The organism is Shewanella algidipiscicola (genome assembly GCF_003605125.1).
In the GTDB taxonomy this organism is placed as follows: domain Bacteria; phylum Pseudomonadota; class Gammaproteobacteria; order Enterobacterales; family Shewanellaceae; genus Shewanella; species Shewanella algidipiscicola.
On record NZ_QPQT01000002.1, the window covers coordinates 119,719 to 143,830 of the forward strand.

The following is a 24,112-nucleotide window of genomic DNA, read 5'->3' on the forward strand; positions in this document are numbered from 1 at the left end:
TCTATGTCTGACCAAATTGAGTCAGAAAACCCAGTAAATTGGGCGAGCATGCTGTTCAATACAGCTGGCTTTATTTGGGGTTTTCTCTTAGGCGGCGCTGCTGGTTATTTCGGTAATTGGCTATGGCACAAATTTGGCCCTAAAAACCATAACGCACATTTGAAAGTTGAAACTGATGCCGAAGGTATAAATTTCTCTGGTAGGCTTACAAATGATAATAAAGAGCAAGTGCTTAAAACTTTAAAGGCAACAACTACTCCAACCAGTACCACTCCATCATATACATCGAAGTCTACCAACTCGGGGACAAATAAAAACGTTGGAAACTCAAGCACAAAAATTTAACAAGGCGCAACAGTGGGACGTTGGTTATGTGGCTCAATTGTGCTCGATAGCACAATTGCTCCACTCCACAAAACGCCGCTGTGGGCGGCGTTAATCTATACAAATATCAATCTGAAACAGACTAATTAGAACATTAGGCCTAGCAAGCTTTGGTTCAAAAATAATTTAGCTTTAATGCCCAGAATGACACCTGTAACGCCCAATCGAAGAGGGTTAGAACTCGGTGTAGGTGCGGCTGAGGCCTTCGATTTCAGGGATGAAATCGCAGAGCGCCCAAGGATGGGTTTACAGCGGTGCCGAGGAAGCACCTGCACGAAAGGCCTGCTGCAGGCAATTGGTTGCCATGAAGGTTAACGCTACCATCAATAAATAAAAACCAACTCAGCCAAATGCAAAATCCAAAAATGCCAACACCTTCATTCGAAGGCCAAGATACTTTTGTCCAAAAATAATTTAGCTTTTGATTGTCCGAGTGACACTAGTAAGGTCAAATCGAAGAGATTAAGAACTCGGTGTAGGTGCGGCTGAGGCCTTCGATTTCAGGGATGAAATCGCAAAGCGCCTAGGTATTGGGGTTACAGCGGTGCCGAAGAAGCACCTGCACGAAAGGCCTGCGGCAAGCAATTGGTTGCCATGAAGGTTAACGCTATCATCAATAAATAAAAACTAACTCGACTAAATGCTACAAGCCAAAAAAAGCCAACACCTTCATTCGAAGACCAACATATTTTTGTCTCAAAACCTTCTGACAAGATCAAATCGAAGATAGGGATAACTTGCTATAGCCAGTCCTAGCTCGCTATGGTGTAAGCAAAATATATTGATAAAATTAAATCTGGCTTTCACAAATAATGCAAACCTGTTTGTAGCTGATTTTATGCTGTCCACCCCTGGGACAGATCTCATTGCTGATAATTTTAGGTCGAGATTTAACAGTGGATTTTGTAACCATGGGCTTAAAAAAGAGTGTTCTCAATAGTGATAAAGGACCCAATGCCAGCACAAGTACAACATAATCAAACGCTGGGTATCCTTTGTATGAGCGAATGATAAAGGTGGCCACGATCGAGAATGACTAAATTGATACTAATATAAGGTGCTGGTTTATAAAGTTAATTAGGTTGAATGTCAGATATAAAACAAGGATTAGAAAGTTATCTATATTAATTGTATTAATACCTAATAGCTAAATCTTGTAGGCTGTAACGAATGTTATTTGTTACAGCCTTGCTCTATATGGGCTGTTGAGGTTGATTCTGCAAAATTGATTTGAAATTTCCATAATCAGTATCTAACTACTTAAATTTTTTAGTTAAATTTTATTTGGCCTTGCCTTGTCATCATATAAGAATGCTGGGCATTTATTTAACGCTTAACCCTGTCATTCGAATCTAATCGCCCTCCTTTTTTGTTTCAAGTCGTTAACATTCCTTACTTTCATTTTACGTGGCTTTCGTTGTACTCTGAGGTGCAGTCAATCAATAGTGGCGTAGATCACCAAGAATAACGATAAAAATGATGAGGTTTCAATGGAAGGTATTACAGAATTTGTCAAAATGATCAACGGTGTGGTGTGGGGTGTGCCCATGCTGGTGATGATCTTGGGCGTGGGCATATTTCTCTCATTTGGCTTAAAGTTGATGCCGATTTTAAAGCTTGGGACGGGCTTTAAACTGCTGTGGTCTGGACGCATCCCTGACAAAGATAAAAACATGAAGGGCGAGATAAGCCCGTTTAATGCCTTGATGACCTCGCTGTCGGCGACTATTGGTACGGGTAATATTGCCGGGGTGGCGACAGCCATCTTTATTGGCGGGCCTGGGGCGTTATTTTGGATGTGGTGTACGGCTCTCGTGGGGATGGCCACCAAGTTTTCTGAGGCGGTATTAGCAGTTAAATATCGTGAAGTCGACGATAACGGCAACCATATTGGTGGCCCTATGTACTACATCAAAAATGGTCTTGGCATTAAGTGGGCGTGGCTAGGCACGGCGTTTGCTTTGTTTGGTTCGTTTGCCGGTTTTGGTATTGGTAATACGGTGCAGGCTAACTCGGTCGCCGATGCGTTAAGCAGTAACTTTGGGGTGCCGAACTGGGTGACAGGGGCTATCTTAATGGTGTTGGTTGGCGCGGTATTGATGGGGGGGATTAAACGTATTGCCGATGTGGCGGGTAAGTTGGTGCCGTTAATGACGCTGTTTTATATTGCTGCCGGGCTGGCAGTGCTGGTGGTGTATGCCGAGGAAGTGCCTGCCGCTTTTGCATTAATTATTCACAGCGCCTTTAATCCGGTGGCCGCTCAAGGTGGTTTTGCTGGCGCAGCGGTATGGGCGGCGATCCGCTTTGGTGTGGCGCGCGGTGTGTTTTCGAATGAAGCGGGTTTAGGTAGTGCGCCCATTGCCCATGCGGCGGCGCAGACCAATAATCCGGTGGCGCAAGGCTTGGTTGCTATGCTGGGCACCTTTATCGATACCTTAGTGGTGTGTACTATCACGGGGTTGGCGATTGTGGTGTCAGGTGCGTGGACCTCAGGCGAAAATGGTGCGGCGTTGACCTCATTTGCTTTTTCTCATGCCTTGCCTATGGGCAATTATATTGTAGCGATCGCACTGTCGGTGTTTGCCTTTACCACGATTTTGGGGTGGAGCGTTTACAGTGAAAAATGCGTGCAGTATTTATTAGGTGTTCGTGCGGTTAAGCCCTTTAGGCTGATTTGGGTGTTAGTGGTGCCGCTAGGCGCGGTGAGTTCACTGGACTTTATCTGGTTACTGGCCGATACGCTTAATGCCATGATGGCGATCCCTAACCTTATCGCGCTGTCGCTGCTGAGCCCTGTAGTGTTTCGTCTCACGCGGGAATACTTTCTTAAGAAGCGTCAGCAAGAGTCCGAAGCGAAAGCCTAATTATTTGCTGAGCAAAAAGCGCCGAAAGGCGCTTTTTTGTGGGTAAAGTTTGCTGCAGAGCACCAATCTAATTGTGCTTGAGGCGTCACTTTACGCTCAATATTGATTCAGCGCACAACCAATGTTGCGTCGTATTGTTCTCTAGTTAAGACAATCTTGGTGCCGACCAATAAAGCCAAGCAAGGACTCATTAAGTGGCCAACAGATTCGCTCACTATTAGGTTTTTATCGCATTTGAAGCATAGGGCGGCTAATAGAACGTCATCATGCTATATCGCTGGGTTGTTAACACTTTGGCTCGATTTCTGTCTATCTACTACGGTGCAATAGGCGTTTATGCGAAAAATTAAATGGGTTAAGCCAATGGCAGATGACCTAATGTAAATTCAATATGTATCCCACCTCGCTATATTCAGCTGATGGCACCTTAGCAGACAAAAAGATTAAAAATAACTGAAGTTAAATTATATTGTTGATTTTTATTGATTTAATTTAAGTAAAAACATAATTAAATCACATTTATTGGCTGTAAAGTGGGTTTTGCTTCTCTTTGTCTGCGCGACCGTTACATCTGTTTATCATTTATTAATTAAACCTCATCAACTTTGTTACCAAGATCACAACCGCCATCTAAATGTTCACATTTTGGTGCCTGAACTTTATCGCAATGTGAGTTAACTCACATTAAGTGCTAAAAAGAAAAAATAGAGTAAAGACTCTAGATTAGAGTAATTACTCTATCGATAATTGTTCAGGTCAACGTCAATTTTGTCGCCAACCTGAATCATTTAAACTCAGGAGGCGTTATGGACATACCTGTCTGGCAATATATTGTTTCGATGAGCGGATATATTGTGTTCTTGCTTGTGTTGGTGGAAGGCATGCGCCGTACACCTCGTTTAACAGCTGCGTTTTGGCTGTTGTCACTACTTACGGCGCCGTTATGGGCCGACAACTTAGATGGTTGGTTCCGTTGGGTGAAGACGGTGAGTGTGTTGATCCCAACAGCGATTGTGGTGGGTGGTGCACGCATCGCATATCTCTACTACGACAATCCAAACCGCGTGTTGCAATTCTTTAGGGGCGATTGGGTACTTAAGGTGTTGTACGCCGTGTTGTTTCTCAACATTGCTGAAGCGACCGCAAAAGATTTTGCAACCGCAAACTATTTCAATGCGATCTGTGGCGTGATTCTGTGTATCACGATCCCATTCCCTCGTTATAAGAATGGCCAGCGCATGTATTGGGTAATTGGTCGTGATAAGCCTAATGATCTGTTGTTCTATTCAACTGCGGCGTGGAACTTCCTATATACCACTTGGAACCTTGCTTTCGTCTTTGGCGAAAACCCAGGCTTCTTCGCAAGTTCATTCTGTATCTTAATCGCAGCTGAACTTTACCCCATCATTAAGGGAAGACCTGAGCTCTATATTATCGCTCGAGTGTACACCTTGGCCTTCCACATCTTGGTTCGTGCCAACGCTGATATCTTCACGCCAGTGATGGATTCATCTAGCTGGGCGAATGACACCGTGTTGTGGTACTGGGGCGCGATTAACCTTGTACTGCATATCCCATTTGCCATCTGGTACTTCTATAAGAAACGCACTAGCCCCACAGGCGAGCCACCCACAGGTGACAACGAGCCGCCAATGCTGAATGACTACTACAAAGACACACCCGAAAAACAGCAAAAATTAACCACGGCTTAATAACAAAGGGGGCACCGCTAAGGTGGTGCCCATCACTTAAGCGTCACTATTGAGAGAGTAATGAATATGAAACTCAGGGTGAGAAACATAATCAGCACCATGTTTGCTATGTTCCTGATGCTATGCAGCGCAGCGACCTATGCAGACGCCCCGGTAGATTCATCACAGAATCTAGCAAAAATCCAAGGCCAAATTTGGCAAGGCACACGAGATGGTAAGCCAGGTGAGGGGAGTCTTTTTTATCGTCTCGAATTTGGTACCGATGACACCGTTGAAGTGACCAAGCAGTCTGGTGGTTTTAACCATAGTGAAATTCAACACTGGTCGTTAGCGGGTAATGAGTTGACGATTACCAGCCAAGCAGACTCGTTAATCAAAGACTTTGACGGCGCAAAAATGAGTTTTGTCGAAGATGAGACTATTCGGTTTAGCCTTGATGGTGATGGATTTAATATTCATAAGTGGTATCAAAACCGGGCTTTCGGCCACGTACTGCTTGTTTTAATTGGCTTGATGATCCTCAACGAGATCTGCCGCCGCTTTAAATACAGTAACTACCTACTGTGGTTTATCTTACCTATCGTGTTGATCCCGCTGTGGTCTAGCTATGGTGTGACCTATTGGTTTAAGTGGGTCAAGCTCTACTCTGTGGTCGGTGCTGCAGCGCTATTTACCCTAATCCGCTTTACCAAGGTCGGAGATATGAAGTGGGCCAAATTTGGCGCAGCCGCCTTCTTAGCTATCAATATCACTGAAGCGGTCATGCAAGATTTCAGCATGGGCAACCTCGCCAACGTGCTGAATGCCATTGGTGGTGTGCTTTCTATTATTACCTTGGCCGGCTGGGCGCAAATTTATGCCGACAAATCTAAGCAACAAGATATGATTTGGCCAGCCATGACTACCTTCTGGATCATCGCCTATGACGTGTGGAATATCGTCTTTGTTTACCTCAATTTCCCCGGCTCCGCTACCGCCCAAATGATGGTGCTCATCGCGGCAACATTACCTGCATTGTTTATCAAAAAAGGCACTTGGTTACAGGCTCGCGCCTTCACGTTAGCGGGGTCATTCATGTACTACTTCAGCTGCCCATTTATGTACGAAAGCAACGTGGTGCCCATGCCACGTAATGATGAACTCATGCTCGCCGCTGGCGCAGCTAGTTTTGTGATTAACAGTGCTTATGCCTATGTGTTCTTCACTGGTAAATGGAAGCGTCGTCAAGCACTCACCACGGCAAGCTAACCGCCGTAAATTGATAAGTTATTTTAATTGGTATTTAAAACAAATAGATAAAATTATGACGATGGAGTCAATTATGAAAAAGCATCTTTTAAGTGTAGCGGTTTTGGCGTCAATGACTTGTGGTTTCAGTGCGATGGCGGCAGATGATGCCGAGATCGATATGTCCAATCCAACCGATGTGTATACCTCGCTTGGTGCCTCTTATGGTAGTGAAGGGATGAACATTAAGGGGCAGTTGATGTTGTCGGAAAAGACCGCCACTTCAGGGCAAAAAACCGGGATCATTTTCGAAGCGAAAAACCTGTTTGATGAAGGCGATAAAACGCCGCAGTTTACCGGTATGCTAGCCCACCCTGACTACGGCATGGTACCGACCTTTAACGACGAGACCAGTAAGCGATCTTTCCGTTTACGCTATGGCACCATTAACACCACTAATGGCACGGGTTGGTCGATTGATGCGATTTTGGCTGACCATCCTTTCTACGGCAACATGGCGGTAATTCAAGCGGGTCCAGTGATGACCATTCCTGTCACCGACAACTTCTATATCTGGCCCATTCTGTATGCGGGTGCGGTAGTGGTTGAAGACAATATGTCGCAAATTTTGCCACCGAATATGGTGGGCAGCACGGCGATATCGAGTAGCGGTATTGATGTGCCATCGATCATTATGACGGGGATGGTCTACGCGCGTTATGCCTTTAATGACCACTGGTGGACGTTAGTGAGCGCATCCTATACCGACGAATTACAAGGTAAGGGCTGGAGTGATGATGTGATGGATGGTGGCCTACAGATGGCCAGCTTCTCTGGCGAAATATCTGTGGCTTATCAAATGAATAAACGTCAAAACTTTCGCGTTAACTACAAAACAGATAACAGCGACAGCACTGACGACAGTTATTGGATTGAATACAACCACGCTTTTTAGGTTGTGATCCCTGCACTAGCGTTTGCTCCCCAAGTTTGGCGCTAGTGCTTTTTATTTGACCGGTTGGCTGTCGTTGTTCCTGAGGTACAGTGGCGATCCACATTGGTTAACATGTTGATATCGATGGAGTGAAAGATGAAGAAGAATATATTGTTATTAGCCAGTGCACTGTTATTGAGCACCTCTTCCGCCTCGGCTGCAGAAGTGGGGGGGGTCGAGCTGCTCGATGCGATGAGCTCGCAAGATCAAGTATTACAGCTTAATGGCGCTGGGGTGCGCAGTAAGTTTTTTATGGATCTTTACGTCGGCTCCCTCTACACCGTAGAGCAGACAGAGCAAGCATCACAAGTGGTTGATGGTGACCAAATTGCTGCGATCAGGCTCAATATTACCTCTGGCATGATCACCTCTGAAAAAATGACAGAAGCGATGCATGACGGCTTTAACCGCGCCACAGGTGGTGACACGACGCCGATAGCTGACAGTATTAAGTTGTTTATCTCGACGTTTGCCGAGCCGATTCAAGAGGGGGATCAATTCACCTTGGTGAGCATTCCGGGTCAGGGCATTATCAGCTACAAGAATGGCAAAGAGTTGTCTACCACCAGTGGCGAAACCTTCCGTAAAGCGGTATTAGCCATCTGGCTTGGTAACAATCCAACCGATAAAGATCTCAAAAAAGAGATGCTTAAAGGCTAAGGTTCAAGTCAGCTTGTTGGCCCGAGACCCTAGCGGTTGAGAAGCCGTTAACAATCATACTTATGAGTATCCACGCATTCTCATCAATGTTCACTATTCACGCTCACCCGGTAGTGGGCATTGATATTCGCTGGGGTTAACGGCAAGCAGGCTGACTTATTTATCTGGCGTTATTTTCACATCATGATCGCCCATTTTCCGAGCTTATTCGGATAGGATAAAAGCTTATGACACCATTATCACTGTGGCGTTATCTATTTTTTCCCAGACACCATGAATGGACCACAGATCAGGTAAGGGCCGTCGATACGGTACTCTTCTTTACTCTGCTGTGTTTTTTTACCGGGCTATATAGCCTGTTTAAGTGGACACAACAGCCCCATACGCTGTTGATGATCACCTCTGTTGTTTTAATCTCTGTCGAGATCATTGCCGCCGGCTGCATCCGCTTCTTAAAACAGATCACCTTAGCATTAAATTTGGGCTTTTTCGGCATGGTGCTGCATGCGCTTAATGTGATCTATCAAGGGGGCGGAATCTTACAATCGAGTCAAAGTCTGTGGGTTGCCGTGCTGATTATTGCCTTTTTTCTTACGGCATCATTAACGCTGGCGACAGTTTGGAGTGTGGTGGTCATTTTACTGTCGGCGGTAATGGTACATCAAGGTTTGAACGACCAGATTGTTTCTACGATAGCGCTGTCGGATACGGGCGCTGCGGTCGAAGCGTGGAGTGGCATGGTGTTACCGTTAGTCGTTATCGTGGTGGCTCAAGGCTTTACCAGTGCAGCACGGCAATCGGCGAATAAGGCGCAAGCAAAGTCCCAGCAAGAGATTGAATCGAGCGCGACTAAGGCGTTGGCGGGGGAGCAGCGTTTAGGCCAAGTATTGACTCAAGCCAATCAAGATGCCACAGAACTGAGCGAGGTGGCGGTCGATCTCGATATGCAGGCCATAGCTTTGCATAGTCAAGTGAATCAACTTAATGTCAACTGTGAATCCCAAGCGAGTGCGGCTGAGGAGATGAATCAGCAGGTTTATCGCATGACTGAAGATATGGCGCAATCGGAACGGTTTATGGAGGAGTTAAAGCAGCGCTGCCAATCTATCGATAGCCAAGCACAGACCAGTGCCCAGTCGTTAGTGGCCTCTACCGATGCGATTGCGGCAATATTACATAGCAATCAGAAAATCGTCTCGGTAGCCGATCTTATTACTTCGGTGGCCGATCAGACAAACTTGCTGGCATTGAATGCCGCCATTGAGGCCGCGAGAGCCGGGCAATACGGTCGCGGGTTTGCGGTGGTGGCCGAGCAAGTTAGGGAGTTATCGGCCAAGAGTAATCAATCAGCGGTTGAGATCCGTTTATTGCTGTCAAGCAGTCGCAATGAAGTGTTACAGGGCCAGCAGACCATAGAACACACCGCGGGCGAATTGACTCAAATTATTGAGCAGGTTGCCAGTGTGGTGCACGACGTTAATCAACTCGCCGATTTGATGGCCCTGCAGGGCGAGGCGTTAGCCCAGCTTAATTGTGCCAGCAGTGAGGTTGCCACCAGCGTGGTCAATACCAATCAAGTTTCAGAGTCTGTAGCAATAGAAGCTGAGCAACTGGCAAAACGCGTAGAGAGTTTAAAGGCACTCGCCAGTAGCTTAACCGCTGTGGTGGCGTGTCATCACGCTTAGCCACACTAGGTTTGATGCTTATGGCTATTCGCTACTCCACTCCTTATTGATTAAGCGCCTTAGGGCGCTTTTTTATCTTTAATGTCATTAGGTTAATCTAACCGCTTAGTAAATCGCAGTGATGCGACTATGATCCCCAGTAGGGTAAAGCCAAGCAGCCAGAGGGTGTCAAATGGCAGATCGCTCAATTGGCCGCCGCGCAGCACTATGGCGCGGATAATGCGCATAAAGTGGGTGGCGGGCAGGAGTTCGGCTATCCATTGTGCGGGTTTAGGCATGGCTTCGAACGGAAACATAAAGCCCGATAGTAAGATGGTCGGCAAGATAATAAAGATGGTCATCTGCATCGCTTGCAGCTGGGTTGTCGCGATAGTGGAGATGATCAAGCCTAAGGTGAGACTGGCAGCAATAAACAGTAAGGTGCCCAGTAATAGCTGTGCAATGGTGCCGTTTAAAGGCACATCAAAAATCAGATGCCCGAGCCCCAAGATGATGCTCATCTGGATAAGCCCCACAACAATGTAGGGTAAAATTTTACCTAGCATCAGCTCCAGAGGTTTGATTGGGGTGGTGATCAGCAGCTCTAGATTGCCTTTTTCTCGCTCACGGACGATGGCCGCCGAAGTAAATAAGATCATCGTCATGGTCAGAATAACGGCAATTAAACCCGGGACGATATTCACCGCCGAGCGTTGCTCTGGGTTATAAAACAGGGCGACTTCGAAGGTGGGGGAGCTGGCTAGGGGCTGGTCGCTGATGTGCGCTAATGGCATGTTACGCAGTTGGCTGATCGCGGCGGCCACCATGGTATCTGATCCATCGATGATCCATTGGCCGATAGGCTCGTTATTGGCCTGTTTATGTTCGAGATTAGGCGGCAAGATCAGCGCGGCGCGCACTTCGCCGCGGGTAATGGCAGCCTCGGCAGCGGTGGCGGTGGCGTAATAGCCTTCGATTGAGACGACTTGTGAGGCCCTGATGGCCTCAACAATCCAGCGCCCATCCACAGATTCACTCTGATCGACCACCACAACTGGCACATTGCGAACATCTGTGTTGATGGCGTAGCCAAATAATAGCAATTGGATCAACGGGATCATCACTATCATGGCGAAGGTGATGCGATCGCGCTTAAGCTGACGCATCTCTTTGGTGGTAATTGCTTTAATGCGTCGTAGGCTAGCCATGAGTGTCATCTGGCGCTCCTGCATTATGCGGATGTTTGCCTGTAACAGTGACAAACAGATCTTCTAGGCTGGCATTCACATGGCTGATATTGCGCTCATCAAGCGTGCTGCATTGCTGCTTGAGCCATTGGGTGGGATCGTTAATCTCTTTGGTTATCAATACTCTTAGCCGATCGCCTAGTTGGGCGGCACTGCGTACCTGGCTTAATTGGCTGAGCTGGCTTTTCAGTTGGCGTAAATTGTTGGCGGTTATTTCTAGTACATTTACCTCCATCTTTGCCAGTAAGGCTTGCGGATTACCATTGGCGCGAATGTGTCCCTGCTCCATTATCGCCAGCTGGTGGCAGCGCTCGGCCTCATCCATATAGTGGGTAGTGACTAAAATACTGGTGCCTTGCTCTGAAAGGTCAAACAGCTGCTCCCAAAAGTCGCGTCGATTTTGAGGATCGACCGCTGACGTGGGTTCGTCGAGAAACAGCAGCTCTGGGTTGTTAATGCAGGCGCAGGCCAATGCCAAGCGCTGTTTTTGGCCACCACTTAAGGTGGCAGCCAGTTGATTTGTTTGAGGAACTAAGTTGTAGGTCGATTGCAGCTGGTCAATTTTACGCTTGCAGGCATTGGGGCTGAGGCCATAAATATCGGCGATAAAGCGCAGGTTCTCCTTTACCGTTAAGTCGTCATAGAGGGAGAATTTTTGTGTCATATAGCCAATGCGGCTGCGCAGTTGCTCCGCCTGCTGTGGGATCGACAGGCCAAGGCAGGTGATGGTGCCATGAGTGGGGGTCATCAGCCCGGTGAGCATACGTATGGTGGTGGACTTACCGCAACCATTGGGGCCTAGAAAACCGTAAATATGCCCTTGTTGTACCTGCAGATTAAGATTGGATACCGCCTCAAGCTGACCAAATTGCTTGCTGATGCCACGGGCATCGATCGCCAATTGACTGCTTGGGCTCATCAAGGTAACTCCACCTGTACTGGGATGCCACTGGGTAACTGTGCGGCGTCAGACAGGGTAAATTCTGCTAAATAGGCTAGGCGGGATCTGTCCTGTTGGTTAAGTGCATAGTAAGGCGTGAAGGCGGGATCTTTGCTCAGCCAGCGTAAGGTGCCAGTCAGTGGCGTATCAAGACCATCGACATAGACATTAAGCTGCAGCCCTACATGCAACGTCGCCATATTGGGTTCGGGGATATAAACCCGCGCATAGGGGGCGTTGTCGGCTTGTATCACGGCCACCACCGCATTATTGGGCACCCGCTCACCGACATTAAAGGGCAGACTGTCGAGGCGCCCATTGCGGGTTGCCACTATGCTGAGCTCTGCCAAGGTTTGCTGCGCCAGTTGCAAGTTAGCGGCCGCAGCGTCCATGGCCGCGATCGCCTGTTGAATATCTTCTTGGCGCACACCGACCAGCAGTTTACTGAGGTTTTCATCGGCCACATGCAGCTCGGCTTCGGCGCGATCGCGATTAGCGATCGCTTGATCAAGTTCCGATTGACTCACCAGTTGCTGTTGTTTGAGGCGATAGGTACGTTGATAGGTTTTGTCTGCCTGTACCTTGGCCGCGTTAGCGCGCTGCACACTGGCTTGGGCGCTGGCGATATCTTCGGGGCGTTCACCATTAGTGAGGCGTAGCAGGTAGCTGCGTGCTTGTTGCCATTGCGCATCGGCTATCGCCACCTTAGTGCCGGCTTTGCGGTTATCGAGCTGCAGTAGTAGATCGCCCTGTTGTACCACGCTGCCCTCTTTAATCGGCTGTGTGGTGATCAGCTCTGCGGCGGTGGCACGCAGTAAAATACGATCGCGCTCAAGGGTGCCTAGCGCCTGCGCTGGTGGACTGGGCCGACAGCCTGTAAGGCAGAGTAAGATAAACACCAGAGCGATGTTGATAGTGGGGTTCATTTCAACCTCATAAGCACTAGGGTGAATTAATAATCAATATGTTATTTAAGATAGCACCCTTTAACGTTTAGCCATATGGGGATCACTCTTTGGAGACATCTGCTGCATTGAAATGCGAGTACGTCCGTAACGTTTGATGAGGAGGGGCGAGGAGTGGCGCCCCTGTATTCTTGGTAGGATCTATCTTGGGTGGACTTGGGGCTGTTCAGTAAAAATCGCCTCCCATCGCCCGTTTAAGCTGCGCCTGTTCGAGCAGGGCTTCTAAACGTTTTTTCACTTCGCGTCTACGTTGTAACTCGCAAGCCGCTTTAGGGTTTTTAGGGGCGGTCATGGCTTCAATCTCTGCATCGTTGGGAATAACATCACGTAATTGAGGCATAGCGGATTCCTTCATCACTGTCATTGAGTACCGCGTAGCACGTAGAGTGTGCCCATCGGTACCACAAGCTTTGGCTAGTACATAAAGTCAAAGCGATAGTTACCGGCGCTACGTAATGCTTTAGCAGATAGCTCAATGAGTTAGTTGCACATTAGTGAGCGCTAATGAGAAAGGTAGCAGGGAGTTTAGGAGTATTTTGAGATCGGCTTAACACAATTGCATTTATACTTTAAAGTGAACAATTGCGTGCAAAACAATGATTTTGGTGTGTTAATTGTTTGATTATATAGGTTTTTTATTGTTCGTTGAATTGCGCCGGTCGCAATATTAGCGGCGGCGCATCTAGGAGCAGATCACAAATTAGCGCTAAAGCTTATAGATCAAAACTATAGCTATAACCGAGCACCACTTTTGGGTCGTCATTTTCAAGATCAGTATCGCTAACCAAGAAAGAGAAGCTGCCCACATCAGTGTCTTTGCTCAGCGCTATCGAGTAATCACTATAGCTGTCTTCGCCAAACCAAGCGTTCACCACATCACCACTCGAGTAGCCGTAATGCACGGTTAATGACAAGCTGTCAGACAGTGGCCATGAAGCCGCCGCATCCACATAGCTCATATCGTCATTATCTAACGGAGCGCTGGCGACATCGTCATCGGCGTTAACCACATAAGAGTAACTGAGGCTAAACCATTTCCAGCTGATCGCGGCTTTGAGTTCGCCAAAGTCAATGCTAGCGTCGCTATCTGGGTAGGCATAATAGAGATAGCTGACATCGTAACCTAGATCGTCAGTGATGCTACCGGCATAGCCACCATAGAAATCAATTTCGTAGCTGGTGTCGTCACCGAAGTCGACATTTGATGCCCAGGTGCCGAGGTAAAAGCCGCTATCGTGTTCGTAATCCATTCCCCCTTGCACGGCCACACCATCATCGGTTTGCGTCACACCGCGCCACAAGTAATTGGAGGTCACTCCCACATTGCCAGTGACGGCTGCGCTGGCGGGAACGGCTAACATCATGGTTGTTACGAGCAGGCTTAGGTTTCGAAGTGCTGTGTTCATACTCATTCCTTTTTATTGGTATAGGGATACTACCTAGCCGTATTATTATGAGTATTGTTAGGTAGTGCTTACGCTACTGCTAACCCCATGCCAATAATTTATATGATTACTTTCAGTTAGTTGTATTTTTAAGCTGCAGTGGTGTGAACCAAGATGGGGGCTTTATAGGCATAAAGGCACCGTTTTGGTGCAGCGATAACCTTGAGTCAACTCAACAAGTCATCTATTAAACTGATGGGACACCATGGGCTGGTACATGGTGTGAATTGAGGTAAACCGTTTTGTTCATCAAAAGTCATAGCATTGAAGAAACGGTCTTTGGCCAAAAGCGTGACCGGATAATTATAGCGAGGGGGGGGGGGCATAAAAAAACCTCCTAATCAGGAGGCTTTTACAAAGATAAAACCGTTTTTTAGTTAACGCTATCTTTTAGAGTTTTACCAGCTTTAAACTTAGGTACTGTCGCTGCAGGGATTTGAATTTCCTTGCCAGTTTGTGGGTTGCGACCTGTACGTGCAGCGCGGCTTGTTGTTTCAAAAGAACCAAAACCAACAATAGAAATTTTCTCACCGTTCTTCATCGCTTCCGCTACGGTTTGTTCGAAAGATTTTAATGCACGTCCAGCTTCAGCTTTAGTCAGTTCAGCACTTTCAGCTATTTTTGCAACCAGTTCAGTTTTATTCATTTGGATAGTCTCTTCTTTCCGTAGATTTAGTAACATCAATTACATTAGGTACTTGCAATTGCTGGAACTAACATGCCATAAGCATTCCTATAATGAAAGCGGTTTTATGTTGAACCGTGGGGCTTTAGCCCAAAATTGAGTAAAATTTTAGCTATCAAGCAAAGAGTAAAGCAATTGTTTGACTAATTGTGGTTCGAAAGGCTTGTCACATAAGGCATTGACCCCAGCTTGAGACACGTTACTGAGGTGAGTATCGTTAGCCTCAGATGACACCATCAGAATGGGAATGTGAGATTGCTGGCTGTGATTACGAATAAACTGAGTCAGTGCTAAACCGTCGGCATTGGGCATATTGTAATCGGTGATCACAAGGTCATACATATTGTCTTGCATCAAGGCGATGGCCTCGGCGCCATCATTAGCTTCGGTGATCAGTTTTAACCCTAAATTAGTAATGGTACGGCGAATAATATTACGCGCCATCTTGCTGTCATCGACCACCAGAACCCGAATGTTGTGTACATCAAAATGATCCAGATCGAGCTCGTCATGGCTTAGCAGATCTATAGTGGCATTGAGTGCTTTGCCAAGATGCTCTGACGAAAACGGCTTAGGTAAGATGGCCACGACACCAGATTGGCGGTAGATCTCCAGCTGCTCACGGCGGCACTCACTCGATACCAGCATAAATTGAATATCACAAAAGGCTGGATTCTGTTTCAAAGTATTGAGCAGTTCTAAGGCGGTGCCATCTTCAAAGTGCATCGCACTGGCGACCAAATCGGGTTGATGACGCGAGATAATGGTCGTAGCCTGCGCAAGTGTGCTGGCGGTTTGGATATTGCTAATACCCTCTTGGCTGAGACGGCTGGTAATGATCTTACGCTGGGTGTCTGAAGGCTCAATCAACAAAATGGAGAGTTCACTCGGGGATAGGGTGGCCATAGTCAAGGATCTCGGCTTAGTAATTGTAAATATTTAGGTTTTTAAATTACCTGAAGGCTTAAGGTTTAGCAACTGGTGGCCCTGCCTGCTCAGCTCGGCTGAGATAGGCTTTGGTTGATTTTGATAACGCGACCCACCACTGAAATAGCAAGAGTAGACTCACCACCACTACGATTAAGGGAATCGAGATCTGCTGCCCCTTAAAGACTACTTTTACCTCTTCGGGGGTGATCTGATAGGCGATAACGGCCGTCATCCCTAAGGCACTAAACGCAATCGTTTGAATGGCTATGTAAATTTTAAGTAGCAAGCCGGCCCATTCGGCGCGCAGCAGTAGCCCAATTACGACGGGGATCACTCCGATAGTAAACAGATCTAAACTTTGGGTCGCTAGGGTGCGCCATACTGCGATGACAGAGGTAACCAGATATAAACAGATAAGCAGTAACATGGCTAAGTGGGGTCGTTTCATGGCGATTCGTCGGCTAAAAATTTGCCAGCGAGTGTAGAAAAAACCTCTGCATTAGTCCAACTATTTACGCTAATCCCGATTGCGTAGCTGCCCATTGGCTTGGGTTGGGTTAATATAGTGCCGATTTTTGATTGGTTGAGAGCGACATGACAGACACTGAATTTTGGCAATTAGTAACCCGTAGCCGTCCAGAGCAAGATCAACAGAGCTTGGCCGATAACCTCAAACAGCAACTGATGTCATTAACGGATGAGGAGTTGGCGGCGTTCGATAAACATTTTTCGCAGCAGATGCGCCGTGCTTATCAATGGTCAATCTGGGGCGCTGCTTATATTGTGACTGGCTGTGATAGTGAATATGGTTTTGCCGAGTTTCGCTGTTTCTTGATCTCACTCGGTGAAGAGTGGTTTGAGAGCGTGCTACAAGATCCAGATGCACTAGGAGATTTGCAGCAATGGCCTGAGAAAGATGGCTACGCTTACCCTTTTATCGAAGAATATGACTTGATTGCGGGGCAGATATTTGAAGATCGCACTGGTGAGGAGTTACCTTTTGTGCCTTCGGGTCAGGCTACGCCGCAAGGTAAGAAATTTTCCCATAAAAAGAAACAGCTTAAGGCTACTTATCCCCGCCTAAGTGCACGTTTTCCTTTTTAAATGTTCTATCGCTTGCGCTAGCAGCTCTGTTATAGAGTGTCGCTTGCCCCAAGCTCGTACGGGGCAAGATAACGGCACATTGGTTATGCGTAGGTGTTACTCATAACAAGTTTGGCTTTGTCGATCGTAATGACGTTGGTGTTTGGTGCAAGTCTCTTTCATAAAGCGTTGTTCAACTTGGGTTATTTGTGTATCAAGTGTCGTTTCTATGCCGCCAATAAGTTGCTCGTCACTCATCTCCTGTTGTTGCGCTAGCCTTGCAAAGTGTTGCTCTACTGCGGCTTTGCCGTCAGCGGATAAGGGCTCTGCACTCACTTGAGATGAAATAGCCAGGGCAAAGATAAGGGCTGCGATAAGAGCCAGCTTGCCTGAATAGTTGACTCGTGTTGTTGTCATCAGTTTGTGTATCATAATTTGCTCCAATAATGTGTCGTCAGGCTTGCTATCTGCAGCCGTTTATTACTGTTTGAATCGATAAATGATTTCAAGTTGCAAGCAGTCCCCTCATCGCATTGAAGGGGGGCAAATGCACTTAATGATTTAGTGGTTGCACAAAGATTAACCTAAGATGGTTGAATAAAAGCTGAACAAAAAACAAGCAAGCATTTAATGGAGTAGGTTAAGGGGAGCTGGTGGCTTGGTAGAAAGCAGCGAAGCGCTCCCAAGATTGAAGGCAATCCTAAGTCATGGTGTTCTCTCAGTATTGAATAAACCGTTAATCGCGGCGCATCGTTTCACATTGGAACCCTTGGCGGCTTGAATCAAATCGACAGCGTAAACCACACTCCCACACCACATCTCCCTGAGCCTGTTGCTCGGCAAATATTTTGCAGCTGGGATAATCCTCAAAGTCATCTTGTTTCTGATAACGTCCGGAATTAAAACCTTGGGTATAAATGAAGGCTGACCAAGTTTCAGGCCCCGAGGTTTGCTGGGTTTGGTTTATCCATATTAAGCTCATAGCAGCCGCTGAAAATAGCAGTATGATCACTAACAATGGTAAGTGTTTTTGCATCATGGTCTCCATGGTGAGGCGTGTAAGCTGATTTTTGGCTGCTTACTTAATGGGCTTAGCGTTTGGCTGCATACGATGCTTTAGCAATACTGTTTTAGCAACGTTTTTTATCGCCGCGCGATATGCATACTTAATGGGACAGCTCAACGAATTGACAGCATGCTTAAGGCGATTTTTACGCCACAAAAGACAAATAGCCCCTTGTTAGCTTTGCATTAAGCTATTATTCAGGTTAGCTTTTGTACAGTTGCTATATTGAACCTAATCGGGTTTGGCCTAAAGGAGGCTGTTATGAGATTGTCCACGCTACCATTACTTGCTGCAATAGTGATCGGCGCATTTGTGTCCCTCAATGTCAGCGCCGAGGAGGTGCAAGCCGATCCAGTTACCGAGGCTGGAATAGTTAACATTACTTGGCAAGGGGTGGATAACTATCGCGATGTCAAAGCGGTGGGAGACATTCAGTCGCGCTATGAGCTGCGCACCTTTGAAACCTTAACCAAAAACCTTAATAAAGCCGCGAGTAAAGCCTTAAAACCAGATCAAAAGTTATTGCTGGTCGTGACCGATCTCGATTTGGCTGGCGACGTTAGGCCGACCTTTGGCGCTAGTGTGAGCGATATTAGAGTGGTGAAAGATCTCTACCCGCCGCGCATGACCTTTAGCTACCAAATATTGGAAGGTGATCAAGTGATTATGGCGGGCGATGAAAAACTCACCGATCTTGGCTTTATGCAAACGATTGGCGTGGCGAGCGATAGACCCTTGCGATACGAATCGAAGATGTTAGCCGATTGGCTGCAAAAAACGGTCGCACCTAAGCTTTAAAATCTAAGCTTTAAAGCTGGTGCGACGGGCATACTGGTTGGAATAAATTATTTTGCTTGAGCCTTAAAGGCTTGCAAGGTTTGCAGTAACACCCCTAGTTTTCGGACAAACTGTTCCAATGCTGGCGCTAAGGCGTCAGTATCTGTGGGCAGTTGTGTCATCTCTTGCGCCAACTCTTGCACATAGGGGCTAAAGCGGTTGCTCTGAGCTTCGAAGCCTTGATCTTGAGTGAAGATCGCCACGAACTTAGCGTGACCCGCTTTTTTCAATTCATCCAGTTTAGCATCGGCGTCGATCGCTTGACGATAAGCGACCTGAAGGTTTTCTTGCAGTTGCGTTATCAGTTGAGAGTGTGGCATAACAGCCTCTTAATCATAAAATTTGAGCGAATTATAAGGGGCTAGCCTGATGGCAACAAGTCAACGTTGGTGTTTACTGCTAATGGTTTTGCTAGTGGGGCTATTTAACAGTGAGGATGTTAGGGCAGCAGTAACAGATAAGCCTCCGTTTTATCAGATTAATTACCAAGGTAAGACCGCTTATTTATTAGGTTCAATCCATGTTGGACGAGAAGACTTCTATCCTATGGCGCCGCAAATTGAAGCCGTTTTTGCTAAGGCTGGAGCCCTAGTGGTGGAGGTGGACGTGACACAAGCTGATGCCGTTAACTTGATCCGTCGTTATGGATTAACGTCGCTGCAACAAGATGAAGCCACGACGCAGCGAATGGCGAGTTTTTGTCAAGCAAATGAGGCCACCTGCAGTGCCCTGAAGCCTTACGCTCCTTGGATGCAAGCAATGCAGCTGGGGGTGATGCGTTTTGATGCACTCGGTTATCAAGCGCAGTGGGGAGTGGAGCAAATATTGACGCAAAAAAATGGGCAGCGCCCCGTGATTGAGCTTGAAAGCGGTGAATTTCAGTTTGAGTTAATGGCGTCTTTCGATCCCCAAGTTCAGTGGGAGATGGTGTTTGAGGCCATTGATGCGCCTGATGAAGAGATGCTGGCGTTGATAACAGCGTGGCGCACCGGTGATGAAACCGCGATAGACCAGTTAATGGTAGGCCAGATGCAACAAGGTGATGATACCCATTTGATAGACAAAATGCTCTGGCAACGTAATCAAGCCATGAGTCGTAAAATTGCCGACTTAATGACCCAAGACACCACGCCAGCGCCACTCTTTATTGTGGTGGGCGCAGGCCATGTGGTGGGAGATAAGAGCATAGGTGCCATCATGCAGCAGCAATTTAAGGCGAAGCTACAAAATTGTTGGCAGCAAGCCTGTGATTAATCAGCTCGCCATTTAGCAATAAAGTGAACATAACGGCCCAGTGCGATATAGCTTGGGTGCAGAGAATAGGTTAGCTCCATATTCAGCAGCTGCTGAAAGTCGGAGTTGGCAGGCTGATGGGTTTTAAGGTAGTCGTGGATCACCCGTACACCCGATTGTGACACCAGCTGCATCTGCCACTTATCAAGCCAGTGTTTAACGTCATCGATATACAGAGGATGGGTAGGGGTTAAGCCGACTTTTTTCTTTACCTTAAAATCGGCTGCTACATAATCGAAGTTACCCGAGATAAGACTATGAAAACGCATCGCTTCTTTGTTGTAAAACATCAGCGAAAATAAACCATTAGGAGCTACGAGTCGAGCCAGTGCAGCCAAGGTGGTCTCGGCATCACTGAGCCACTCGGCTACGGCATGACACAGCACCAAGTCGAATTGGCCATACTCACTTGAGGTTAGTGCCTGTATCGGGGCGTGGATTAGTGTGATATCGAGTTGGCATGAATGCTTAGCGTCATATTCGCCTATTTGCGCACGCGCCAGCGTCAGCATTTCGGCTGAAATATCACACAAGGTGACTTGGTGGCCGAGCTTCGCCAGTTTTTGGCTAAAGAACCCAAAGCCACCGCCAGCATCTAAGATGCGTAATTTTTGGCCATTGAAATGACTTAGTGCTTCTGTGATATCACGCCACACCACAGCGGCCCGTATCTCGCCCTTAGGTGTACCGTAGATATTTTTAGCAAATTTACTGGCGAGTGAATCAAAGTTTTTGTCTTGCATTACCGGCTACCAATGGCTGTTAAGCACTACGGATAAAGAAGCGATATTTTGCCATAGCCATACTGGCTTGGCACCTGCCGGCGTAACCTTTTAGGTGCAAACTGTGATTTTAAGGTATAATTGTCCGGTTTCGATTTAGTTAATGTTGAAGGGTTTTGAGCGCGTGAATAAAGATATTTGTGTTGATTTGAAAGCGGTACCGTCGTTGCTGTCGCTTTATCGCAAGATTTTTTTTGGCCGTAAACCCGGTTGGGATCAGCAGCCTTTGCCGCGCATTTGCATCACTTGCCGTGATGTTAGCGTGTCGGCCGACAAGGTGCGCCAGTATGCCAAAGTATGTGGTTTTGAGTTTGATGGCCAGCATCTGCCCATGACATATCTCTATGTCATGGCGTTTCGCCTGCATGCGAGTATCTTTACTCACCCTGCTATCACTTTTCCACTGCTGGGAATGATCCACCTGAAAAACAGCATCACCCAATATCGTCAATTGACTGTGAATGAGTCGTTTCATATAGACTGCTGCTTACAAAGCAGCCAGATAACTGATTCAGGGTTAGAATTTGAATTGGCCTCTAAAGCTTTTGTCGGTGATGAATTGGTGTGGGAGTCATTGTCGACTTACCTCTATCGTATCGACAGTGTGGGTCGCCGAGTGCGGCCACCTAAAGCCACGCCAATGACGTGGGATGCTCCGCTTAATTGGCGCTTGAGTGAAGATCTTGGGCGGCGTTACGCTAAGGCATCTGGCGATTATAATCTCATCCATCTGCATCCTGTGCTGTCAAAACGTTTTGGTTTTGACCGCGTTCTCGCTCATGGCATGTGGTCCAAAGCGCGCAGTATTGCGGCCTTGATGCCACAAATCGGTGACAAAGCCTGTACCGTGGATGTGGAGTTTAAGCTGCCATTATTTATGCCAGCAGAGGTGAGTTTTGGCGCCGAGAATGATCCAGAAACGGGATTAATCTTCGAGCTCAGAGATGGTAAAGGGCGACGGCCGCATCTATCTGGCCGAGTCAGCTTTCACGATTAGCACTCAGCTATTAATACTTCATAAAGCAGCCAGCACACATGCTGGCTGTTTTGTTTTTTTTTTGAGCTCAGCACATCAACAGCGTTGAAAGTGTAAGGCGCGCAATGCCCCATAGACGTTTGTTCTAGACTACCCCCTGTAGCTTATTTAATCGCTTCTGCTTCGATGTGCTCGGCATAGGCTGTGTCGATAAATGGTTTAGCTAGGATCAGCGAGGCTGAGTCTGTGTATCATATTGTATCAATTCCAGAAGGTTTAATGGGGGCACATCAAGGCTTAAGTATGTTTGATTCACTAAGGTGTCCAAGGAGTCGGCAACCAGCGGCACTCTTGCTACCCCTTAGCGATAAAGTACCAAAGCTGTCATGCACCAGTGCTTGCCTATTCCTCAGCTCGAACGATACAGGCCAGCGCTAGAGCAATATATTGATTTAGATTCATAAACCCTTAATTAACTGACTGCGAGCCAATGAATTGGTTTGTAGTAAGTTGTTTTTATTTTATATTCGACCTAGCTCATCGTTTTCAAGTGATTTTTATAATAGGAGTTTGCCTATGCTGTCTGATATCGATATCTCTCGCCGAGCCGAGTTGCAGCCCATCGAGGCTATTGCGCAACAATTTGGTATTTTACCATCTGAATTAATTGCTTATGGCGCCTATAAAGCCAAAGTTAATTTAGATATCAAGCAGCGACTGGCGGATAACCGTGATGGTAAATTGGTGATAGTGACAGCCGTCACTCCAACTCCCTTTGGCGAAGGAAAAACGGTAACCAGCATAGGGTTAACCCAAGGGTTACAGGCAATAGGTCAGCGGGCCTGCGCCTGTATTCGTCAACCCAGTATGGGGCCCGTATTTGGCATCAAAGGCGGCGCAGCTGGCGGTGGCTTAGCGCAAGTGGTGCCGATGGAGTCGCTTAATTTACATCTTACGGGCGATATTCATGCGGTCACTAGTGCCCATAACTTAGCCGCTGCTGCGATTGATGCGCGCCTGTATCATGAGCACCGTCTGGGTGCAGAGGCCTTTGCCGTGCAGTCGGGGTTAACGCCGCTCAATATCGATGCTAGCCGCATTGCTTGGCGTCGGGTGGTGGATCAAAATGAGCGCAGCCTACGTCATATCCGTGTGGGGTTAGGCGCTAATGTGCCCAATGCGCTGGGCAATGGCCCAGAGCACGACAGTGGGTTCGATATCAGCGCGGCGTCAGAATTAATGGCGATTTTGGCTCTAAGTCGCGATTTACAAGATATGCGCCAGCGGATCGGCCGTATTGTGTTAGCCCACAATACGGCAGGCGAGGTGATTACCGCCGAGGATTTAGGTGTGGCGGGGGCCATGACGGTGATCATGAGCGAAGCTATCGCCCCGACCCTAATGCAAACCTTAAGCGGCGCTCCCTGTCTTATTCACGCCGGGCCTTTTGCTAATATCGCCCACGGTAACTCTTCCATCATTGCCGATGACATCGCCTTAAAGTTGGCCGACATTGTGGTGACTGAAGGCGGTTTCGGCTCAGATATGGGTTTTGAGAAATATTGCAATATTAAGGCGCGTCAGGCGGGTAAAACGCCAGATGCTGCGGTGATAGTGGTGACGGTGAAGGCGCTTAAATCGCACGCAGAAGCATGTCAGAGCGACACGAGCGAATCAGCTAAATTGGCGGCCGGATTCGATAACCTCCGCTGGCATATCAATAATGTGGCGCAATATGGTGTGCCTGTGGTGGTGGCGATAAATCGTTTTCAAAGCGATACCCTTGAGGAGCTTACCTGGTTGCGTGAACAGGTGATGGCGCAAGGGGTATTTGGCTGCGAGGTGTGTGATGCTTTTACTCAAGGCAGCCAGGGCGCCCAAGCATTAGCCGAGGTGGTGGTGCAGGCCACTGAGGCACCAAATCAATTTCGTTTTTTGTATCCGCTTGAGCAGAGCATTGAAGCCAAGCTAATGACCATTGCCGAGGCGGGTTACGGCGCATCCGGCATACAGTTATCTGCTAAGGCGCAGGCGCAGTTGGTTCATCTTAAACGTCATGGCTTTGAACATTTACCCATTTGCGTGGCGAAGACGCCGTTGTCGATTAGCCACGATCCTAAACTCAAAGGGGTGCCTAAAGGATTTGAGTTACCGATAAGTGAGCTGAAGGTAAGTGCGGGAGCGGGCTTTATTACCGCCTTGGTCGGACAGGTGATGACAATGCCGGGCTTAGGTATTCGACCTGGGTATCTGAACATTGATATTAATCAGCATAATGAGATTGTTGGTTTGGCATAACGTCGATTAATGATCTGCATTAGCGTTCCCGCTGTGGGATAAATTAACTAAAAAGAGGGG

General features: G+C 47.3%; 24 protein-coding genes. 12 read left to right on the forward strand and 12 right to left on the reverse strand.

From position 1 onward, the window contains the following. Positions 1-3: 3 nt before the first annotated feature. The 7 genes from DVO77_RS02655 to DVO77_RS02685 all read left to right on the forward strand — a co-directional run bounded on the left by DVO77_RS02655 (position 4) and on the right by DVO77_RS02685 (position 9,526). Complete coding sequence (locus DVO77_RS02655) at positions 4-345, forward strand: hypothetical protein (RefSeq protein ID WP_119977169.1); 342 nt, start codon at positions 4-6, stop codon at positions 343-345. Between the two features lie 1,529 nt (positions 346-1,874). Beyond that, a complete protein-coding gene (locus DVO77_RS02660) occupies positions 1,875-3,248 on the forward strand; it encodes an alanine/glycine:cation symporter family protein (RefSeq protein WP_119977170.1) in 1,374 nt (457 codons plus the stop codon). Between the two features lie 806 nt (positions 3,249-4,054). Then, positions 4,055-4,960, forward strand: coding sequence for a hypothetical protein (locus DVO77_RS02665; RefSeq protein WP_119977171.1), 906 nt, complete (start codon positions 4,055-4,057; stop codon positions 4,958-4,960). 60 nt (positions 4,961-5,020) lie between these two features. Beyond that, positions 5,021-6,208 carry a DUF5692 family protein gene (locus DVO77_RS02670; protein ID WP_249038093.1) on the forward strand — a complete coding sequence of 396 codons (1,188 nt, stop codon included), beginning with the start codon at positions 5,021-5,023 and terminating at the stop codon, positions 6,206-6,208. 73 nt (positions 6,209-6,281) lie between these two features. Continuing rightward, positions 6,282-7,142, forward strand: a complete 861-nt coding sequence (locus tag DVO77_RS02675; protein ID WP_119977172.1) for a hypothetical protein — start codon at positions 6,282-6,284, stop codon at positions 7,140-7,142. 135 nt (positions 7,143-7,277) lie between these two features. Beyond that, positions 7,278-7,841: a chalcone isomerase family protein gene (locus DVO77_RS02680; protein ID WP_119977173.1), complete on the forward strand. Its 564-nt coding sequence runs from the start codon at positions 7,278-7,280 to the stop codon at positions 7,839-7,841. A 227-nt stretch (positions 7,842-8,068) separates the two neighbouring features. After that, entirely contained in the window at positions 8,069-9,526 is a 1,458-nt protein-coding gene (locus DVO77_RS02685; RefSeq protein WP_119977174.1) for a methyl-accepting chemotaxis protein, read from the forward strand. 92 nt (positions 9,527-9,618) lie between these two features. Here DVO77_RS02685 and DVO77_RS02690 read toward each other — a convergent pair whose 3' ends face one another. From DVO77_RS02690 to DVO77_RS02720, 8 genes are all read right to left on the reverse strand, one after another. Next, the gene (locus DVO77_RS02690; protein ID WP_119977374.1) at positions 9,619-10,713 is read right to left on the reverse strand and encodes an ABC transporter permease; all 1,095 of its coding nucleotides are present in this window, start codon (positions 10,711-10,713) and stop codon (positions 9,619-9,621) included. Then, positions 10,706-11,671, reverse strand: a complete 966-nt coding sequence (locus DVO77_RS02695) for an ABC transporter ATP-binding protein (RefSeq protein ID WP_119977175.1) — start codon at positions 11,669-11,671, stop codon at positions 10,706-10,708. The genes DVO77_RS02690 and DVO77_RS02695 overlap by 8 nt, the downstream gene beginning before the upstream one ends. Beyond that, positions 11,671-12,618: an HlyD family secretion protein gene (locus DVO77_RS02700; protein ID WP_119977176.1), complete on the reverse strand. Its 948-nt coding sequence runs from the start codon at positions 12,616-12,618 to the stop codon at positions 11,671-11,673. The genes DVO77_RS02695 and DVO77_RS02700 overlap by 1 nt, the downstream gene beginning before the upstream one ends. 205 nt (positions 12,619-12,823) lie before the next feature. Beyond that, positions 12,824-12,997, reverse strand: coding sequence for a hypothetical protein (locus tag DVO77_RS18975; protein ID WP_162924129.1), 174 nt, complete (start codon positions 12,995-12,997; stop codon positions 12,824-12,826). Between the two features lie 373 nt (positions 12,998-13,370). Beyond that, a complete protein-coding gene (locus DVO77_RS02705) occupies positions 13,371-14,063 on the reverse strand; it encodes a TorF family putative porin (protein ID WP_119977177.1) in 693 nt (230 codons plus the stop codon). A 412-nt stretch (positions 14,064-14,475) separates the two neighbouring features. Beyond that, the gene (locus DVO77_RS02710; RefSeq protein ID WP_119977178.1) at positions 14,476-14,748 is read right to left on the reverse strand and encodes an HU family DNA-binding protein; all 273 of its coding nucleotides are present in this window, start codon (positions 14,746-14,748) and stop codon (positions 14,476-14,478) included. Positions 14,749-14,895: 147 nt separating this feature from the next. Further along, positions 14,896-15,693 carry a response regulator gene (locus DVO77_RS02715; protein ID WP_119977179.1) on the reverse strand — a complete coding sequence of 266 codons (798 nt, stop codon included), beginning with the start codon at positions 15,691-15,693 and terminating at the stop codon, positions 14,896-14,898. A 58-nt stretch (positions 15,694-15,751) separates the two neighbouring features. After that, on the reverse strand, positions 15,752-16,165 hold the full coding sequence (locus tag DVO77_RS02720; RefSeq protein WP_119977180.1) for a hypothetical protein: 414 nt from the start codon (positions 16,163-16,165) through the stop codon (positions 15,752-15,754). Between the two features lie 146 nt (positions 16,166-16,311). Here DVO77_RS02720 and DVO77_RS02725 point away from each other — a divergent pair, with 146 nt between their 5' ends. Continuing rightward, entirely contained in the window at positions 16,312-16,821 is a 510-nt protein-coding gene (locus DVO77_RS02725; protein ID WP_119977181.1) for a DUF4240 domain-containing protein, read from the forward strand. A gap of 96 nt (positions 16,822-16,917) precedes the next feature. Here the strand turns inward: DVO77_RS02725 and DVO77_RS02730 are convergent, their stop codons facing one another. Together DVO77_RS02730 and DVO77_RS02735 are read right to left on the reverse strand one after the other, a co-directional pair. Continuing rightward, positions 16,918-17,232, reverse strand: a complete 315-nt coding sequence (locus DVO77_RS02730; protein WP_119977182.1) for a hypothetical protein — start codon at positions 17,230-17,232, stop codon at positions 16,918-16,920. Positions 17,233-17,536: 304 nt separating this feature from the next. Next, positions 17,537-17,839 carry a hypothetical protein gene (locus DVO77_RS02735; RefSeq protein WP_308444022.1) on the reverse strand — a complete coding sequence of 101 codons (303 nt, stop codon included), beginning with the start codon at positions 17,837-17,839 and terminating at the stop codon, positions 17,537-17,539. A gap of 288 nt (positions 17,840-18,127) precedes the next feature. Here DVO77_RS02735 and DVO77_RS02740 point away from each other — a divergent pair, with 288 nt between their 5' ends. Beyond that, a complete protein-coding gene (locus DVO77_RS02740) occupies positions 18,128-18,664 on the forward strand; it encodes a DUF3016 domain-containing protein (protein ID WP_119977184.1) in 537 nt (178 codons plus the stop codon). 47 nt (positions 18,665-18,711) lie between these two features. Here the strand turns inward: DVO77_RS02740 and DVO77_RS02745 are convergent, their stop codons facing one another. After that, complete coding sequence (locus DVO77_RS02745; protein ID WP_110455739.1) at positions 18,712-19,023, reverse strand: prephenate dehydrogenase; 312 nt, start codon at positions 19,021-19,023, stop codon at positions 18,712-18,714. 49 nt (positions 19,024-19,072) lie between these two features. Between DVO77_RS02745 and DVO77_RS02750 the strand changes: the two genes are divergently transcribed. Continuing rightward, the gene (locus DVO77_RS02750; protein ID WP_119977185.1) at positions 19,073-19,957 is read left to right on the forward strand and encodes a TraB/GumN family protein; all 885 of its coding nucleotides are present in this window, start codon (positions 19,073-19,075) and stop codon (positions 19,955-19,957) included. Here DVO77_RS02750 and DVO77_RS02755 read toward each other — a convergent pair. Beyond that, positions 19,954-20,739, reverse strand: coding sequence for a methyltransferase domain-containing protein (locus tag DVO77_RS02755; RefSeq protein ID WP_119977186.1), 786 nt, complete (start codon positions 20,737-20,739; stop codon positions 19,954-19,956). The genes DVO77_RS02750 and DVO77_RS02755 overlap by 4 nt on opposite strands. Positions 20,740-20,902: 163 nt before the next feature. Here DVO77_RS02755 and DVO77_RS02760 point away from each other — a divergent pair, with 163 nt between their 5' ends. Then, entirely contained in the window at positions 20,903-21,775 is an 873-nt protein-coding gene (locus tag DVO77_RS02760; RefSeq protein ID WP_162924130.1) for a MaoC/PaaZ C-terminal domain-containing protein, read from the forward strand. Between the two features lie 555 nt (positions 21,776-22,330). After that, positions 22,331-24,052: a formate--tetrahydrofolate ligase gene (locus DVO77_RS02765; protein ID WP_119977188.1), complete on the forward strand. Its 1,722-nt coding sequence runs from the start codon at positions 22,331-22,333 to the stop codon at positions 24,050-24,052. Positions 24,053-24,112 lie beyond the last annotated feature (60 nt).

Coding starts and splice junctions, on each gene's coding strand:
- DVO77_RS02655 (WP_119977169.1), top strand. CDS start 4: ATGTCTGACCAAATTGAGTCAGAAAACCCAGTAAATTGGGCGAGCATG.
- DVO77_RS02660 (WP_119977170.1), top strand. CDS start 1,875: ATGGAAGGTATTACAGAATTTGTCAAAATGATCAACGGTGTGGTGTGG.
- DVO77_RS02665 (WP_119977171.1), top strand. CDS start 4,055: ATGGACATACCTGTCTGGCAATATATTGTTTCGATGAGCGGATATATT.
- DVO77_RS02670 (WP_249038093.1), top strand. CDS start 5,021: ATGAATATGAAACTCAGGGTGAGAAACATAATCAGCACCATGTTTGCT.
- DVO77_RS02675 (WP_119977172.1), top strand. CDS start 6,282: ATGAAAAAGCATCTTTTAAGTGTAGCGGTTTTGGCGTCAATGACTTGT.
- DVO77_RS02680 (WP_119977173.1), top strand. CDS start 7,278: ATGAAGAAGAATATATTGTTATTAGCCAGTGCACTGTTATTGAGCACC.
- DVO77_RS02685 (WP_119977174.1), top strand. CDS start 8,069: ATGACACCATTATCACTGTGGCGTTATCTATTTTTTCCCAGACACCAT.
- DVO77_RS02690 (WP_119977374.1), bottom strand. CDS start 10,713: ATGGCTAGCCTACGACGCATTAAAGCAATTACCACCAAAGAGATGCGT.
- DVO77_RS02695 (WP_119977175.1), bottom strand. CDS start 11,671: ATGAGCCCAAGCAGTCAATTGGCGATCGATGCCCGTGGCATCAGCAAG.
- DVO77_RS02700 (WP_119977176.1), bottom strand. CDS start 12,618: ATGAACCCCACTATCAACATCGCTCTGGTGTTTATCTTACTCTGCCTT.
- DVO77_RS18975 (WP_162924129.1), bottom strand. CDS start 12,997: ATGCCTCAATTACGTGATGTTATTCCCAACGATGCAGAGATTGAAGCC.
- DVO77_RS02705 (WP_119977177.1), bottom strand. CDS start 14,063: ATGAACACAGCACTTCGAAACCTAAGCCTGCTCGTAACAACCATGATG.
- DVO77_RS02710 (WP_119977178.1), bottom strand. CDS start 14,748: ATGAATAAAACTGAACTGGTTGCAAAAATAGCTGAAAGTGCTGAACTG.
- DVO77_RS02715 (WP_119977179.1), bottom strand. CDS start 15,693: ATGGCCACCCTATCCCCGAGTGAACTCTCCATTTTGTTGATTGAGCCT.
- DVO77_RS02720 (WP_119977180.1), bottom strand. CDS start 16,165: ATGAAACGACCCCACTTAGCCATGTTACTGCTTATCTGTTTATATCTG.
- DVO77_RS02725 (WP_119977181.1), top strand. CDS start 16,312: ATGACAGACACTGAATTTTGGCAATTAGTAACCCGTAGCCGTCCAGAG.
- DVO77_RS02730 (WP_119977182.1), bottom strand. CDS start 17,232: ATGATACACAAACTGATGACAACAACACGAGTCAACTATTCAGGCAAG.
- DVO77_RS02735 (WP_308444022.1), bottom strand. CDS start 17,839: ATGATGCAAAAACACTTACCATTGTTAGTGATCATACTGCTATTTTCA.
- DVO77_RS02740 (WP_119977184.1), top strand. CDS start 18,128: ATGAGATTGTCCACGCTACCATTACTTGCTGCAATAGTGATCGGCGCA.
- DVO77_RS02745 (WP_110455739.1), bottom strand. CDS start 19,023: ATGCCACACTCTCAACTGATAACGCAACTGCAAGAAAACCTTCAGGTC.
- DVO77_RS02750 (WP_119977185.1), top strand. CDS start 19,073: ATGGCAACAAGTCAACGTTGGTGTTTACTGCTAATGGTTTTGCTAGTG.
- DVO77_RS02755 (WP_119977186.1), bottom strand. CDS start 20,739: ATGCAAGACAAAAACTTTGATTCACTCGCCAGTAAATTTGCTAAAAAT.
- DVO77_RS02765 (WP_119977188.1), top strand. CDS start 22,331: ATGCTGTCTGATATCGATATCTCTCGCCGAGCCGAGTTGCAGCCCATC.